The 15,733-nt window shown below is 60.0% G+C and carries 13 protein-coding genes and 1 tRNA gene; all 14 read right to left on the bottom strand.

From position 1 onward, the window contains the following. Positions 1 to 104, bottom strand: a 104-nt coding sequence (locus BLV15_RS21665; RefSeq protein WP_043238044.1) for a GTP-binding protein, incomplete at its 3' end; no start/stop codon positions are given. 30 nt (positions 105 to 134) lie between these two features. After that, positions 135 to 2,240 (bottom strand): elongation factor G, encoded by a 2,106-nt coding sequence (gene fusA, locus BLV15_RS21660; RefSeq protein ID WP_090231809.1) that lies wholly within the window; start codon positions 2,238 to 2,240, stop codon positions 135 to 137. A 31-nt stretch (positions 2,241 to 2,271) separates the two neighbouring features. Continuing rightward, complete coding sequence (rpsG, locus tag BLV15_RS21655; protein WP_090231808.1) at positions 2,272 to 2,742, bottom strand: 30S ribosomal protein S7; 471 nt, start codon at positions 2,740 to 2,742, stop codon at positions 2,272 to 2,274. 99 nt (positions 2,743 to 2,841) lie between these two features. After that, entirely contained in the window at positions 2,842 to 3,213 is a 372-nt protein-coding gene (rpsL, locus tag BLV15_RS21650; RefSeq protein ID WP_090231807.1) for a 30S ribosomal protein S12, read from the bottom strand. A gap of 155 nt (positions 3,214 to 3,368) precedes the next feature. Beyond that, positions 3,369 to 7,568, bottom strand: a complete 4,200-nt coding sequence (gene rpoC / locus BLV15_RS21645) for a DNA-directed RNA polymerase subunit beta' (protein ID WP_090231806.1) — start codon at positions 7,566 to 7,568, stop codon at positions 3,369 to 3,371. A 64-nt stretch (positions 7,569 to 7,632) separates the two neighbouring features. Then, positions 7,633 to 11,703: a DNA-directed RNA polymerase subunit beta gene (gene rpoB / locus BLV15_RS21640; RefSeq protein WP_090231805.1), complete on the bottom strand. Its 4,071-nt coding sequence runs from the start codon at positions 11,701 to 11,703 to the stop codon at positions 7,633 to 7,635. A gap of 213 nt (positions 11,704 to 11,916) precedes the next feature. Further along, a complete protein-coding gene (rplL, locus tag BLV15_RS21635) occupies positions 11,917 to 12,285 on the bottom strand; it encodes a 50S ribosomal protein L7/L12 (RefSeq protein WP_090231804.1) in 369 nt (122 codons plus the stop codon). A gap of 76 nt (positions 12,286 to 12,361) precedes the next feature. Then, the gene (gene rplJ / locus BLV15_RS21630) at positions 12,362 to 12,862 is read right to left on the bottom strand and encodes a 50S ribosomal protein L10 (RefSeq protein ID WP_090231803.1); all 501 of its coding nucleotides are present in this window, start codon (positions 12,860 to 12,862) and stop codon (positions 12,362 to 12,364) included. Positions 12,863 to 13,065: 203 nt separating this feature from the next. After that, the gene (gene rplA, locus BLV15_RS21625) at positions 13,066 to 13,761 is read right to left on the bottom strand and encodes a 50S ribosomal protein L1 (protein ID WP_090231802.1); all 696 of its coding nucleotides are present in this window, start codon (positions 13,759 to 13,761) and stop codon (positions 13,066 to 13,068) included. Beyond that, positions 13,762 to 14,193 carry a 50S ribosomal protein L11 gene (gene rplK / locus BLV15_RS21620; RefSeq protein ID WP_090231801.1) on the bottom strand — a complete coding sequence of 144 codons (432 nt, stop codon included), beginning with the start codon at positions 14,191 to 14,193 and terminating at the stop codon, positions 13,762 to 13,764. A 117-nt stretch (positions 14,194 to 14,310) separates the two neighbouring features. After that, positions 14,311 to 14,844: a transcription termination/antitermination protein NusG gene (nusG, locus tag BLV15_RS21615; protein WP_090231800.1), complete on the bottom strand. Its 534-nt coding sequence runs from the start codon at positions 14,842 to 14,844 to the stop codon at positions 14,311 to 14,313. A 9-nt stretch (positions 14,845 to 14,853) separates the two neighbouring features. Continuing rightward, a complete protein-coding gene (gene secE / locus BLV15_RS21610) occupies positions 14,854 to 15,222 on the bottom strand; it encodes a preprotein translocase subunit SecE (RefSeq protein WP_090231799.1) in 369 nt (122 codons plus the stop codon). Positions 15,223 to 15,270: 48 nt separating this feature from the next. Continuing rightward, a tRNA-Trp gene (locus BLV15_RS21605) sits at positions 15,271 to 15,346 on the bottom strand. 54 nt (positions 15,347 to 15,400) lie between these two features. Beyond that, positions 15,401 to 15,733, bottom strand: a 333-nt coding sequence (locus tag BLV15_RS21600; RefSeq protein WP_090225232.1) for an EF-Tu C-terminal domain-related protein, incomplete at its 5' end; no start/stop codon positions are given.

Here is a 15,733-nt window from a genome sequence, read left to right as displayed (position 1 = left end):
ACTTTGGTCAGAGCAGCTGTCAGCGTGGTCTTGCCATGGTCGACGTGACCGATGGTGCCGACGTTGACGTGCGGTTTGTTACGTTCGAATTTTTCCTTAGCCACGACAGTAAACCTCTTACTTAAAGGGCTGAATCAACCTTGTTTTTTGACAATGGCTTCGACGATGTTCGACGGAGCCTCGGAGTATTTCGAAAATTCCATGGAGTAGCTAGCGCGACCCTGGGACATGGAGCGGACATCGGTCGCATAACCGAACATCTCACCCAACGGAACTTCGGCGCGGATCACTTTACCGGAAACCGTATCTTCCATGCCCTGAATCAGGCCGCGACGACGGTTCAGGTCACCCATCACGTCACCCATGTAGTCTTCAGGCGTAACAACTTCAACCTTCATGATCGGCTCAAGCACAACGGCGCCGCCTTTCGCGGACAGTTGCTTGGTCGCCATGGAGGCAGCCACCTTGAACGCCATCTCGTTGGAGTCGACGTCGTGGTAGGAACCATCGAATACAGTCGCCTTCAGGCCGATGAGCGGATAACCGGCAACAACGCCGTTCTTCATCTGCTCTTCGATACCCTTCTGGATGGCCGGGATGTATTCCTTCGGAATCACACCACCCACCACTTCGTTGACGAACTGCAGGCCTTCTTGACCCTCGTCGGCCGGCGCGAAGCGAACCCAGCAGTGACCGAACTGGCCACGGCCGCCGGACTGGCGAACGAACTTGCCTTCGATTTCACAGGACTTCGTGATTTTCTCACGATAGGAAACCTGCGGCTTGCCGATGTTGGCTTCGACGTTGAACTCGCGGCGCATACGGTCGACCAGGATATCCAGGTGCAACTCGCCCATGCCGGAGATGATCGTCTGGCCGGTTTCTTCATCGGTCTTGACGCGGAACGACGGATCTTCCTGGGCGAGTTTGCCCAGAGCGATACCCATCTTTTCCTGGTCGTCCTTGGTTTTCGGCTCAACGGCAACCGAGATGACCGGCTCCGGGAAGTCCATACGAACCAGGATGATCGGTTTGTCGGCCGAGCACAGGGTGTCACCGGTGGTGACGTCCTTCATGCCGATCAGGGCCGCGATGTCGCCAGCGCGCACCTCCTTGATCTCTTCGCGGGTGTTGGCATGCATCTGCACCATACGACCCACGCGCTCTTTCTTGCCCTTGACCGAGTTGATCACGCCGTCACCGGAGCTCAACACGCCCGAGTAGACGCGCGCGAAGGTCAGGGTACCCACGAACGGGTCGGTAGCGATCTTGAACGCCAGAGCCGAGAAAGGCTCGCTGTCGTCTGCATGACGCTCCATTTCGACGGACTCGTCATCCGGGTCGGAACCCTTGATGGCAGGAATGTCGACGGGAGCCGGCAGGTAATCGACAACTGCGTCGAGAACCAGGGGAACGCCCTTGTTCTTGAACGAGGAACCGCAAACGGCAAGGACGATTTCACCAGCGATGGTGCGCTGACGCAGGGCGGCCTTGATTTCCTCGTTGGAGAGCTCTTCGCCTTCGAGGTACTTGTTCATCAGCTCTTCGTTGGCTTCGGCCGCAGCCTCAACCATGTTGCTGCGCCACTCTTCAGCCAGCTCCTGCAGCTCGGCCGGGATCGCTTCGCGACGCGGTGCCATGCCCTTGTCGGCGTCGTCCCAGTAAACCGCTTCCATGGTCATCAGATCGATCTGACCCTGGAAGTTGTCCTCGGCACCGATGGCCAACTGGATCGGCACCGGAGTGTGACCCAGACGCTGCTTGATCTGACCGACGACACGAAGGAAGTTCGCGCCAGCACGGTCCATCTTGTTCACGTAGACAAGACGCGGAACGCCGTACTTGTTGGCCTGACGCCATACGGTTTCCGACTGCGGCTCGACACCGGAGGTACCGCAGAACACCACGACCGCGCCGTCGAGTACGCGCAGCGAGCGCTCTACTTCGATGGTGAAGTCAACGTGCCCGGGGGTATCGATGATGTTGAAGCGATAGCTGTCTTTGTGCTGCTTGACGGAACCCGACCAGAAGGCAGTAGTAGCGGCGGAGGTGATGGTGATACCACGCTCCTGCTCCTGCACCATCCAGTCCATGGTCGCGGCGCCATCATGCACCTCGCCCATTTTGTGGTTTACGCCGGTGTAAAAAAGGACGCGCTCGGTGGTGGTGGTTTTGCCAGCATCCACGTGGGCGACGATACCGATGTTACGGTAGCGGTTAATCGGTGTAGTACGAGCCATAAAGCCCTCGCAAAGTTAGTGGGTGCAGGACTTAGAAACGGTAGTGCGAGAACGCTTTGTTAGCTTCAGCCATCCGATGCACGTCTTCACGCTTCTTCACAGCAGCGCCTTTGCCTTCCGAGGCGTCCAGCAGCTCGCCAGCAAGGCGCAGAGCCATGGACTTCTCGCCGCGCTTGCGCGCCGAGTCAACCAGCCAGCGCATGGCCAGCGCATTACGACGGGACGGACGAACTTCGACCGGAACCTGGTAAGTCGCACCGCCTACACGGCGAGACTTCACTTCGACCAGCGGAGCGATGGCGTCGAGAGCTTTCTCGAAGAGTTCCAGGGGGTCAGCGTTCTTGCGCTCTTTGACCTTGTCCAGAGCACCGTAAACGATGCGCTCGGCCACGGCCTTCTTGCCGCTTTCCATCACGTGGTTCATGAATTTGGCAAGGATCAGACTTCCGTATTTCGGATCGTCAAGGATCTCGCGCTTGGCTGCTACACGACGTCTTGGCATTGATAAGCCCTCAAACGGTCTTCAGGTAGCTCGGAACAATAACGCTCTGGTTACGCCCGACCTTACTCTTATCGACTCAAATAAATAGGATGAAACGGATTACTTCGGACGCTTGGTGCCGTACTTCGAACGACCCTGGTTACGACCCTTGACACCGGTGGTGTCGAGCGAGCCGCGAACAGTGTGGTAACGCACACCGGGAAGGTCTTTTACACGACCGCCGCGGATCAGCACCACGCTGTGCTCTTGCAGGTTGTGGCCTTCACCGCCGATGTAGGAGGTGACTTCGAAGCCGTTGGTCAGACGTACGCGGCAGACTTTACGCAGTGCCGAGTTCGGTTTCTTCGGCGTGGTGGTGTACACGCGGGTGCACACGCCACGGCGTTGCGGGCAGTTCTGCAGCGCGGGCACGTCGGATTTCTCGACGATGCGCTTGCGCGGCTGACGTACCAGCTGGTTGATCGTTGCCATCTATAAGCTCCACTGTTGTCTTTCGACGCTATTACCCTAAGAAAAGCAAAATGGCAGAGCACGTGCCCTGCCAAATTTAGGGGTGCATGAGTCTAAAGAGACGCACGCTCCCCGTCAAGGCAAAGCCCGGGCCAACCTGCGCCCGGGCATCGCTCTCAATTACCGCTGGAGTTCAGCGCTTCGGTCAGCGCTGCTTCCACTTCGCTGGCGCTGACGCGAACCGGCTTGTCGGCTTCACGACGACGCTTGCGCTCGCTGTGGTAGGCCAGACCGGTACCGGCCGGGATCAGACGACCGACCACCACGTTCTCCTTCAGGCCACGCAGGTAGTCGCGCTTGCCGGTGACCGCCGCTTCGGTAAGAACGCGGGTGGTCTCCTGGAAGGATGCCGCCGAGATGAACGACTCGGTGGACAGCGACGCCTTGGTGATACCCAGCAGCACGCGGGTGAACTTGGCGGCGAACTTGTCTTCCGCTGCCAGACGCTCGTTCTCGCCCAGTACGCCGGTCAGTTCCATCTGGTCGCCCTTGATGAAGCTGGAATCGCCGGACTCGGCAATCTCTACCTTGCGCAGCATCTGCCGCAGGATGGTCTCGATGTGCTTGTCGTTGATCTTCACGCCCTGCAGGCGGTACACGTCCTGGATCTCGTTGACGATGTACTTGGCCAGCGCGCTGACACCCAGCAGACGCAGGATATCGTGCGGATCGCTCGGACCGTCGGAGATGACTTCGCCCTTGTTCACCTGCTCGCCTTCGAAGACGTTCAGGTGGCGCCACTTCGGAATCAGCTCCTCGTAAGGATCGCTGCCGTCGGTAGGCGTGATGACCAAGCGACGCTTGCCCTTGGTTTCCTTGCCGAAGGAGATGGTCCCACTGATTTCAGCCAGGATCGAAGCCTCTTTCGGACGACGCGCTTCGAACAGGTCGGCAACGCGCGGCAGACCACCGGTGATGTCACGGGTCTTGGAGGTTTCCTGCGGGATACGTGCGATGACGTCACCCACACCCACTTCCACGCCGTCGGCCACACCGACCAGAGCGTTCGCCGGCAGGAAGTACTGAGCCGGTACGTCGGTACCCGGCAGCAGCAGCTCCTTGCCATTGGCGTCGACCATCTTCACGGCAGGACGGATGTCCTTGCCCGAGGCTGGACGATCTTTCGGATCCAGCACTTCGATGTTGGTCAGACCGGTCAGTTCGTCGGTCTGGCGCTTGATGGTGATGCCTTCCTCCATGCCGACGAAGGTCACGATACCCTTCATCTCGGTCACGATCGGGTGGGTGTGCGGGTCCCACTTGGCGACGATGGCGCCCGCTTCGACCTTGTCACCTTCCTTGACGGAAATGACCGCACCGTACGGCAGCTTGTAGCGCTCGCGCTCACGACCGAAGTCGTCCGCGATCGCCAGTTCGCCGGAACGCGACACCGCAACCAGGTTGCCGTCCACGCGCTCGACGTGCTTCAGGTTGTGCAGGCGGATGATCCCGCCGTTCTTGACCTGGACGCTGTCGGCAGCCGAAGTCCGGCTCGCCGCACCACCGATGTGGAACGTACGCATGGTCAGCTGGGTACCCGGCTCACCGATGGACTGGGCGGCGATGACGCCGACCGCTTCACCGATGTTGACCTGATGCCCGCGGGCCAGATCGCGGCCGTAGCACTTGGCGCAGATGCCGTGGCGGGTTTCGCAGGTGATCGGCGAACGCACGATCACTTCGTCGATGCTGTTCAGCTCGATGAACTCGACCCACTTCTCGTCGACCAGCGTACCGCCGGGAACGATGACTTCGTCGCTGCCCGGACGGAATACGTCACGCGCGATCACACGGCCCAGTACGCGCTCGCCGAGCGGCTCGACGACGTCGCCGCCTTCGATGTGCGGGGTCATCAGCAGACCGTGTTCGGTACCGCAATCGACCTCGGTAACCACCAGGTCCTGCGCCACATCGACCAGGCGACGGGTCAGGTAACCGGAGTTCGCGGTTTTCAGCGCGGTATCCGCCAGACCTTTACGAGCACCGTGAGTGGAGATGAAGTACTGGAGTACGTTCAGGCCTTCACGGAAGTTCGCGGTGATCGGCGTCTCGATGATCGAGCCGTCCGGCTTGGCCATCAGGCCGCGCATACCAGCCAGCTGACGGATCTGAGCCGCCGAACCCCGGGCACCGGAGTCGGCCATCATGTACATGGAGTTGAAGGACTCCTGCTCGACTTCGTCGCCCTTGCGGTCGATGACCTTCTCTTTCGAGAGGTTGGCCATCATCGCCTTGGAGACTTCATCGTTCGCCTTGGACCAGAGGTCGATCACCTTGTTGTACTTCTCGCCCTGAGTTACCAGGCCGGAGGCGTACTGCGATTCGATTTCCTTCACTTCCTCGGTGGCGGCATCGATGATGCGGGCCTTCTCGTCGGGAATGACGAAGTCATTCACGCCGATCGACACACCGGAGATGGTCGAGTAGGCGAAGCCGGTATACATCAACTGGTCGGCGAAGATGACGGTGTCTTTCAGGCCGACTGTGCGGTAGCACAGGTTGATCAGCTTGGAGATCGCCTTCTTCTTCATCGGCTGGTTGACCACGTCATACGAAAGGCCGGCCGGGACCACCTGGAACAGCAACGCGCGGCCGACGGTGGTGTCGACGATGCGGGTGTTCTTGACCAGGCTGCCGTCCTTCTGCTTGACGGTCTCGTTGATGCGCACTTTCACGCGGGCGTGCAGGGACGCTTCGCCGGCGCGGAACACGCGGTCGACTTCCTGCAGGTCGGCGAACACGCGACCTTCGCCCTTGGCGTTCACCGCTTCACGGGTCATGTAGTACAGACCCAGAACCACGTCCTGCGACGGCACGATGATCGGCTCGCCGTTGGCGGGCGAGAGGATGTTGTTGGTCGACATCATCAGCGCGCGCGCTTCGAGCTGGGCTTCCAGCGTCAGCGGTACGTGGACGGCCATCTGGTCACCGTCGAAGTCGGCGTTGTACGCGGCGCAGACCAGCGGGTGCAGCTGGATGGCTTTACCTTCGATCAGAACCGGTTCGAACGCCTGGATACCCAGACGGTGAAGCGTCGGCGCACGGTTGAGCAGCACGGGGTGTTCGCGAATCACTTCGGCGAGAACGTCCCAGACTTCCGGCAGTTCGCGCTCGACCATCTTCTTGGCGGCTTTGATGGTCGTGGCCAGGCCACGCATTTCCAGCTTGCCGAAGATGAACGGTTTGAACAGCTCCAGGGCCATCTTCTTCGGAAGACCGCACTGGTGCAGGCGCAGGGTCGGGCCCACGGTGATAACCGAACGACCCGAGTAGTCGACGCGCTTGCCGAGCAGGTTCTGACGGAAACGACCTTGCTTACCCTTGATCATGTCGGCCAGGGATTTCAACGGACGCTTGTTCGAGCCGGTGATGGCGCGACCGCGACGGCCGTTGTCGAGCAGGGCGTCGACCGCCTCCTGCAGCATTCGCTTTTCATTGCGCACGATGATGTCCGGAGCGGACAGATCGAGCAGGCGCTTCAGGCGGTTGTTCCGGTTGATCACTCGACGATACAGGTCGTTGAGGTCGGAGGTCGCGAAGCGGCCACCGTCCAGCGGAACCAGCGGACGCAGGTCCGGCGGCAGCACCGGCAGAACGGTCAGCACCATCCACTCAGGCAGGTTGCCCGAGCCATGGAAGGCTTCCATCAGCTTTAGGCGCTTGGACAGCTTCTTGATCTTGGTTTCCGAGTTGGTCTGCGGAATCTCTTCGCGCAGGCGGCCGATCTCGTGCTCCAGGTCGATCGCATTGAGCAGCTCGCGAACGGCTTCGGCGCCCATGCGCGCGTCGAACTCGTCACCGTGCTCTTCGAGGGCTTCGAAGTACTGTTCGTCGTTCAGCAGCTGACCCTTCTCGAGGGTGGTCATGCCCGGATCGATCACCACGTAGCTCTCGAAATAGAGCACACGCTCGATGTCACGCAGGGTCATGTCCAGCAGCAGGCCGATACGGCTCGGCAGCGACTTCAGGAACCAGATGTGGGCGACCGGCGAAGCCAGCTCGATGTGCGCCATGCGCTCACGACGAACCTTGGCCAGCGCGACTTCGACGCCGCACTTCTCGCAGATAACGCCGCGGTGCTTGAGGCGCTTGTACTTACCGCACAGGCACTCGTAGTCCTTGACCGGGCCAAAGATCTTGGCGCAGAAAAGACCGTCACGTTCGGGCTTGAAGGTACGGTAGTTGATGGTTTCCGGCTTCTTAACCTCACCGAAGGACCACGAACGGATCATCTCGGGCGAAGCCAGACCGATACGGATCGCATCGAACTCTTCGACCTGACCCTGGTTTTTCAACAGATTCAGCAAGTCTTTCAAGGCCTTTCCTCCTCACGGAGCAGGGAGCGGGCTATGCCGCCCCACTCCCGATGCGCGTCGCGTGTTATTCGGTTTCCAGTTCGATGTCGATACCCAGCGAACGGATCTCTTTGATCAGCACGTTGAAGGACTCCGGCATGCCGGGCTCCATGCGGTGATCGCCGTCCACGATGTTCTTGTACATCTTGGTCCGGCCGTTCACGTCGTCCGACTTGACGGTGAGCATTTCCTGCAGGGTGTAGGCGGCGCCATAGGCTTCCAGTGCCCAGACCTCCATCTCCCCGAAACGCTGACCGCCGAACTGCGCCTTGCCGCCCAGCGGTTGCTGGGTGACCAGGCTGTAGGAACCGGTGGAACGCGCGTGCATCTTGTCGTCCACCAGGTGGTTCAGCTTGAGCATGTACATGTAGCCGACGGTGGTCGGGCGCTCGAACTGGTTGCCGGTACGGCCATCGATCAGACGCATCTGGCCGCTTTCCGGCAGATCGGCCAGCTTCAGCATGGCCTTGATCTCACGCTCCTTGGCACCGTCGAATACCGGCGTTGCCATCGGCACGCCGCCGCGCAGGTTCTTCGCCAGCTCGAGGATCTCATTGTCACCGAGTTCGTCGAGATTCTCCTGACGCCCGCCGATTTCGTTGTAGATCTCGTGCAGGAACTTGCGCAGCTCGGCGACCTTGCGCTGTTCTTCGAGCATGCGGTTGATCTTCTCGCCCAGCCCCTTGGCCGCGAGGCCCAGGTGGGTTTCGAGGATCTGGCCGACGTTCATACGCGACGGTACGCCCAGCGGGTTGAGGACGATGTCGACCGGAGTGCCATTGGCATCGTGCGGCATGTCTTCGACCGGCATGATCACCGAGACCACACCCTTGTTACCGTGGCGACCGGCCATCTTGTCGCCCGGCTGGATGCGGCGCTTGATGGCGAGGTACACCTTGACGATCTTCAGCACGCCCGGAGCCAGGTCGTCGCCCTGCTGCAGCTTGCGCTTCTTGTCTTCGAACTTGTCGTCGAGCAGCAGACGGCGGTCGGAGATGTAGGCCTGGGCCTTCTCCAGCTGCTCGTTCAGCGCGTCTTCGGCCATGCGCAGTTTGAACCACTGACCACGCTCGAGACCGTCGAGGAACTCGTCGGTGATCTCGGCGCCTTTCTTCAGGCCCGCGCCGCCTTCGGCTTTAGCACCGACCAGGGCGGAACGCAGACGCTCGAAGGTGGCGCCTTCGACGATGCGGAACTCCTCGTTGAGGTCCTTGCGGATCTCGTCGAGCTGCATCTTCTCGATGGACAGCGCACGGCTGTCGCGCTCAACGCCATCACGGGTGAAGACCTGAACGTCGATGACGGTGCCCTTGGTGCCGGTCGGCACGCGCAGGGAGGTGTCTTTGACGTCGGAGGCTTTCTCACCAAAGATCGCGCGCAGCAGCTTCTCTTCCGGAGTCAGCTGGGTCTCGCCTTTCGGAGTGACCTTGCCGACCAGGATGTCGCCGGCGCCGACTTCGGCACCCACGTAAACGATGCCCGCTTCGTCCAGCTTGTTCAGCGCTGCTTCACCCACGTTCGGGATGTCAGCGGTGATTTCCTCTGGGCCGAGCTTCGTGTCACGCGCCACACAGGTCAGTTTCTGGATGTGGATGGTGGTGAAGCGATCTTCCTGGACCACACGCTCGGAGAGGCAGATGGAGTCTTCGAAGTTGAAGCCGTTCCACGGCATGAACGCGACGCGCATGTTCTGACCGAGCGCCAGTTCACCCATGTCGGTGGACGGACCGTCGGCGAGGATGTCGCTGCGCGAAACCTTGTCACCCTTGCTCACCAGCGGACGCTGGTTGATGCAGGTGTTCTGGTTGGAACGGGTGTACTTGGTCAGGTTGTAGATGTCGACGCCAGCTTCGCCGGTCTCGACTTCGTCGTCATGCACACGCACCACGATACGGCTGGCGTCGACGGAGTCGATCACGCCGCCACGACGGGCCACGACGCAGACGCCGGAATCACGCGCCACGTTGCGCTCCATCCCGGTACCCACCAGCGGCTTGTCGGCACGCAGGGTCGGCACGGCCTGACGCTGCATGTTCGAGCCCATGAGTGCGCGGTTGGCGTCATCGTGCTCGAGGAACGGAATCAGCGATGCGGCGACGGAAACCACTTGCTTCGGCGATACGTCCATCAGCGTCACGTCTTCCGGCGCCTTGACGGTGAACTCGTTCAGGTGACGCACGGTAACCAGTTCGTCGACCAGACGACGGCCTTCCAGCTTGGCGCTGGCCTGGGCGATCACGTGGTCCGCTTCTTCGATGGCCGAGAGGAACACGATCTCGTCGCTGACTTCGCCGTTCTTCACCACGCGGTACGGGCTTTCCAGGAAGCCGTACTGGTTGGTGCGGGCATAGGCCGCCAGGGAGTTGATCAGACCGATGTTCGGACCTTCCGGCGTTTCGATCGGGCACACGCGGCCGTAATGGGTCGGGTGTACGTCGCGGACTTCGAAGCCGGCGCGCTCACGGGTCAGACCGCCCGGGCCGAGTGCGGAGACGCGGCGCTTGTGGGTGATCTCGGAGAGCGGGTTGTTCTGGTCCATGAACTGCGAGAGCTGGCTGGAACCGAAGAACTCCTTCACCGCCGCCGCAACCGGCTTGGCGTTGATCAGGTCCTGCGGCATCAGGCCTTCGCTTTCGGCCATCGACAGACGTTCCTTGACCGCACGCTCTACGCGCACCAGGCCAACGCGGAACTGGTTCTCGGCCATCTCGCCGACGCAACGAACGCGACGGTTACCGAGGTGGTCGATGTCATCGACGATGCCCTTGCCGTTGCGGATGTCGACCAGGGTCTTGAGCACGGCGACGATGTCTTCCTTGCTCAGTACGCCGGAACCTTCGATCTCGGTACGACCGATACGACGGTTGAACTTCATCCGGCCCACAGCGGACAGGTCGTAACGCTCGGCGCTGAAGAACAGGTTGTTGAACAGCGTCTCGGCAGCGTCCTTGGTCGGCGGCTCGCCGGGACGCATCATGCGGTAGATCTCGACCAGGGCTTCCAGCTGGTTGCCGGTGGAGTCGATCTTCAGCGTGTCGGAGATGAACGGACCGCAATCGATGTCGTTGGTGTACAGCGTCTCGATGCGCACAACCTGAGCCTTGGCGATCTTCGCCAGCAGGTCGGTGGTCAGCTCGGTGTTGCACTCGGCGATGATTTCGCCGGTGGCCGGGTGCACGATGGCCTTCGCCGTGGTGCGACCGAGGACGTATTCCAGCGGCACTTCCAGCTCTTTCAGGCCGGCTTTGTCGATCTGGTTGATGTGGCGCGCGGTGATCCGGCGGCCCTGCTCGACGATGACCTTGCCCTTGTCATCCTTGATGTCGAAGGCGGCGATTTCGCCACGCAGACGCTGCGGCACCAGTTCCAGGCTGAGGTTCTCGCCCTTCACGTGGAACAGGTTGGTGTCGTAGAACGCGTCCAGCACTTCTTCGGTCGAGTAACCCAGCGCGCGCAGCAGCACGGACGCCGGCAGTTTGCGGCGACGGTCGATACGAACGAAGACGGCGTCCTTCGGGTCGAACTCGAAGTCCAGCCAGGAACCACGGTAAGGAATGATTCGAGCCGAATAGAGCAGTTTGCCCGAGCTGTGCGTCTTGCCGCGGTCGTGGTCGAAGAACACGCCTGGCGAGCGGTGCAGCTGGGAGACGATGACGCGCTCGGTACCATTGATGATGAAGGTACCGTTCTCGGTCATCAGGGGGATTTCCCCCATGTAGACTTCCTGCTCCTTGATGTCCTTGATCGCTTTGTTCGACGATTCTTTGTCGAAAATGATCAGGCGCACTTTCACGCGCAGCGGCACGGCGAAGGTTACGCCGCGCAAGACGCATTCCTTGACGTCGAAAGCCGGCTCGCCCAGGCGATAACCGACGTATTCCAGCGCGGCGTTGCCGGAATAGCTGATGATCGGGAAAACGGACTTGAAGGCCGCATGCAGGCCGATGTCGCGGAACTGATCCTTGGTCGCTCCCGCCTGCAGGAACTCGCGATATGAATCCAGTTGGATTGCCAGGAGGTAAGGCACATCCATGACGTCCGGCAACTTGCTAAAGTCCTTGCGGATACGTTTTTTCTCAGTGTATGAGTAAGCCATCAGCGTTCCCCAGCTTGGTCACCTGCTTGTTTGGCTTCTCCCGGCGGGAGTAGCCAGAAACTCTTGCAAACCCCAGGTTTGCTCCACCCCGAAGGTGGGTCGCCATAGACAGCAACCGCGAGACGCTGCCTATAACGGAAAAAGGCCGGTGGCATTTGCCACCAGCCATCAGCCTTACGCGAGTCGCTCGGGCTGTAGACGCAAGGTCGTCGCTTACTTGAGCTCGACTTTGGCGCCAGCTTCTTCCAGAGCCTTCTTGGCGGCTTCGGCTTCTTCTTTCGAAGCGCCTTCCTTGACCACGCCAGGGGCGCCGTCAACCACTGCCTTGGCTTCTTTCAGACCCAGACCGGTCAGCTCGCGAACGACTTTGATGACGTTCACTTTCTTGTCGCCGGTTTCGGTCAGCATGATGGTGAATTCGGTTTGCTCTTCGACAACGGCAGCAGCAGCGGCCGGGCCGGCAGCAGCAGCTGCAGCGGCGGTAACACCGAACTTCTCTTCCATCGCCTTGATCAGCTCGACGACTTCCAGAACGGTTTTCTGGCCGATTGCTTCGATGATGTCTTCGTTAGACAGAGCCATGACTCTAATTCCTGTATTGGGTGACAGCCTTCGCGGCCATCTAATTTGATTGAGCTAGAAAGAGACCTGCGCTGCCTTAGGCGGCGGCGGATTCTTTCTGGTCGCGAACAGCCGCCAGTGTACGAGCCAGTTTGCTGGTAGCGCCTTGGATGACGCTCATCAGCTGGGAAATGGCTTCGTTGTAGGTCGGCAGGGTTGCCAGTACGTCGATCTGAGCGGCCGAAAGGAACTGGCCTTCGAACGCAGCTGCCTTGATCTCGAACTTGTCCTGACCCTTGGCGAATTCCTTGAACAGGCGAGCAGCAGCGCCCGGATGTTCGTTGGAAAATGCGATCAGGGTCGGGCCTTTGAACACGTCGTTGAGCACGTCGTACTGAGTGCCTTCAACGGCGCGGCGCAGCAGGGTGTTACGTACGACTTTCACGTACACACCAGCTTCGCGGGCCTCTTTACGGAGTCCGGTCATTGCGCCGACGGTCACGCCACGGGCATCAGCCACGACAGCGGACAGAGCAGCTTTGGCAGCTTCGTTGACTTCAGCGACTATGGCCTTCTTGTCTTCGAGCTTAATTGCCACGGGTTTACTCCTGGATATTACCGTTGGTCCGACCGAAGCCGGACGACGTTTGGTGTCTGATTCGGTATGAATCGGGAGCACCATCTGCGTAGGTTTGGAAATCCTTTTTTAAGGCTTGCGCCACCTACGGTCTTGGATAGCCCCCGCCAGGCAGGGACCCCAATAGTTGCGAGCGACGGTGAACCGGCGCCCGACTTGAATGCTTACGCGTCCAGCGAGGCCTGATCGATCTGCAGACCAGGACCCATGGTGCTGCTCAGGGTCACGCGCTGCACGTAGATGCCTTTCGAGGTCGACGGCTTCAGACGCTTGAGATCGGACAGCAGGGCTTCCACGTTCTGCTTCAGCTTGATCGGTTCGAAATCGATCTTGCCGACGGAGGCATGGATGATGCCGTTCTTGTCGGTACGGAAACGTACCTGACCAGCCTTGGCGTTACGCACGGCAGTGGCCACGTCCGGAGTCACGGTACCGACTTTCGGGTTGGGCATCAGGCCGCGCGGGCCGAGGATCTGACCCAACTGACCTACAACGCGCATGGCGTCCGGGGAAGCGATGACGACGTCGTAGTTCAGATCGCCGCCTTTCATTTCGGCAGCCAGTTCGTCCATGCCAACGCGGTCGGCGCCAGCGGCCAGAGCAGCTTCAGCGCCCGGACCCTGGGTGAACACGGCAACGCGAACGCTTTTGCCGGTGCCGTTCGGCAGCACGGTTGCGCCACGCACGACCTGGTCGGATTTACGCGGGTCTACACCGAGGTTGATCGAGATATCGACCGACTCTTTGAACTTGATGGTCGACAGTTCGGCCAGCAGCTTGGCGGCGTCTTCGAAACCATATTGCTTGCCGGCTTCAATCTTCTCGGCAATCGTCTTCTGGCGCTTGGTCAGCTTAGCCATTTACACACCCTCCACGTTCAGGCCCATGCTGCGAGCGGAACCGGCGATGGTACGCACGGCCGCATCCATGTCAGCAGCAGTCAGGTCGGCATTCTTGGTCTTGGCGATCTCTTCCAGCTGAGCGCGGGTCACGGTGCCAACCTTCTGGCTGTTCGGACGCGGCGAGCCACTGGCGATGCCGGCTGCTTTTTTCAGCAGAACCGAAGCCGGGGTGCTTTTGGTTTCAAAGGTAAAGCTGCGGTCGCTGTACACGGTGATGATCACCGGAGTAGGCAGACCCGGCTCCATACCCTGGGTGCGGGCGTTGAACGCCTTGCAGAATTCCATGATGTTGACGCCATGCTGACCCAGGGCCGGACCGACCGGCGGCGACGGGTTAGCTTGTGCAGCCTTCACTTGCAGCTTGATGTAAGCCGTAATTTTTTTAGCCATTTGTAACTCCAGTTACGGGTTCCAGCGCCCGAAGGCTCCCCGGTTGCTTTCGCGTTTATCCCAGTGACGAAAAAACCCCGCAACCTGTGGCTGCGGGGTACGGGATTCAGTTGCCAGTTATGCTTTCTCGACCTGGCTGAATTCCAGCTCCACCGGAGTGGAGCGACCGAAAATGAGCACGGCAACTTGAATCCGGCTCTTCTCGTAGTTGACCTCTTCCACCACGCCATTGAAATCGGCGAAGGGACCATCAGTGACGCGGACGGTTTCGCCCGGCTCGAAGAGCGTCTTCGGCTTGGGCTTGTCGCCGCTATCGGCAACGCGACGCAGGATAGCGTCAGCTTCTTTATCGGTGATCGGCGCAGGCTTGTCGGCGGTACCGCCAATGAAGCCCATGACACGCGGAGTATCCTTGACCAAGTGCCAAGTACCCTCGTTCATGTCCATTTGCACCAGAACATAGCCGGGGAAGAACTTACGTTCGCTTTTGCGCTTCTGGCCGTTACGCATTTCCACGACTTCTTCCGTGGGAACCAGAATCTCGCCGAACTCTTCTTCCATGCCGGCCAGCTTGACGCGCTCTACCAGCGAGCGCATGACATGCTTTTCGTAACCCGAATAAGCATGCACAACGTACCAACGCTTAGCCACGGCGCACCTTTAACCAACAATCAGAGAAACCAGCCAACCCAGCAGGGAGTCGAGCCCCCAAAGCAGTAACGCCATAACCAGAACAACAGCCACCACGATCAGCGTGGTCTGCGTCGTTTCTTGACGGGTGGGCCAGACGACTTTACGAATCTCGGCACGCGCTTCTTTGGCGAGACCGAAAAACGAACGCCCCTTGGTGGTCTGCAACGCCACGAATGCGGCAGCAGCAGCCAAGACGAGAAGCGCTACAACGCGATACAGGATCGGTTCGGCCGAGAAGTACTGATTGCCGACCACCCCCACAACCACCAAAGCGACTACTACGAGCCACTTAAGCAGGTCAAAGCGGGAGTCTTTGGCTTCAGCCTTGGCGTTCATCTATTAGGATCCTGTAAAAAAGAAGTGCCAGATTCTCATCATGGAATCTGGCAGGCCAGGAGGGAATCGAACCCCCAACCTGCGGTTTTGGAGACCGCCGCTCTGCCAATTGAGCTACTGGCCTGTAACCGAAATCAGGCCGACCATTATGCCGGCCTGACAGGCTAAGATCAACCGATTACTCGATGATCTTGGCAACCACGCCGGCGCCAACGGTACGACCACCTTCGCGAATCGCGAAGCGCAGGCCGTCTTCCATGGCGATCGGAGCGATCAGGGTGACAACCATCTTGATGTTGTCGCCCGGCATTACCATCTCTACGCCTTCCGGCAGTTCGCAGTTACCGGTTACGTCAGTAGTGCGGAAGTAGAACTGCGGACGGTAGCCTTTGAAGAACGGGGTGTGACGACCGCCTTCTTCCTTGCTCAGCACGTACACTTCAGCTTCGAACTTGGTGTGCGGCTTGATGGTGCCCGGCTTGGCCAGTACCTGGCCACGCTCGACGTCTTC

This window comes from Pseudomonas kuykendallii, from assembly GCF_900106975.1.
GTDB lineage: Bacteria > Pseudomonadota > Gammaproteobacteria > Pseudomonadales > Pseudomonadaceae > Pseudomonas_O > Pseudomonas_O kuykendallii.
This window is presented reverse-complemented; position numbering and strand designations above follow the sequence as displayed.

Coding starts and splice junctions, on each gene's coding strand:
- rpsL (WP_090231807.1), bottom strand. CDS start 3,213: ATGGCAACGATCAACCAGCTGGTACGTCAGCCGCGCAAGCGCATCGTC.
- fusA (WP_090231809.1), bottom strand. CDS start 2,240: ATGGCTCGTACTACACCGATTAACCGCTACCGTAACATCGGTATCGTC.
- secE (WP_090231799.1), bottom strand. CDS start 15,222: ATGAACGCCAAGGCTGAAGCCAAAGACTCCCGCTTTGACCTGCTTAAG.
- rplK (WP_090231801.1), bottom strand. CDS start 14,193: ATGGCTAAAAAAATTACGGCTTACATCAAGCTGCAAGTGAAGGCTGCA.
- rplA (WP_090231802.1), bottom strand. CDS start 13,761: ATGGCTAAGCTGACCAAGCGCCAGAAGACGATTGCCGAGAAGATTGAA.
- rpsG (WP_090231808.1), bottom strand. CDS start 2,742: ATGCCAAGACGTCGTGTAGCAGCCAAGCGCGAGATCCTTGACGATCCG.
- rpoB (WP_090231805.1), bottom strand. CDS start 11,703: ATGGCTTACTCATACACTGAGAAAAAACGTATCCGCAAGGACTTTAGC.
- rplL (WP_090231804.1), bottom strand. CDS start 12,285: ATGGCTCTGTCTAACGAAGACATCATCGAAGCAATCGGCCAGAAAACC.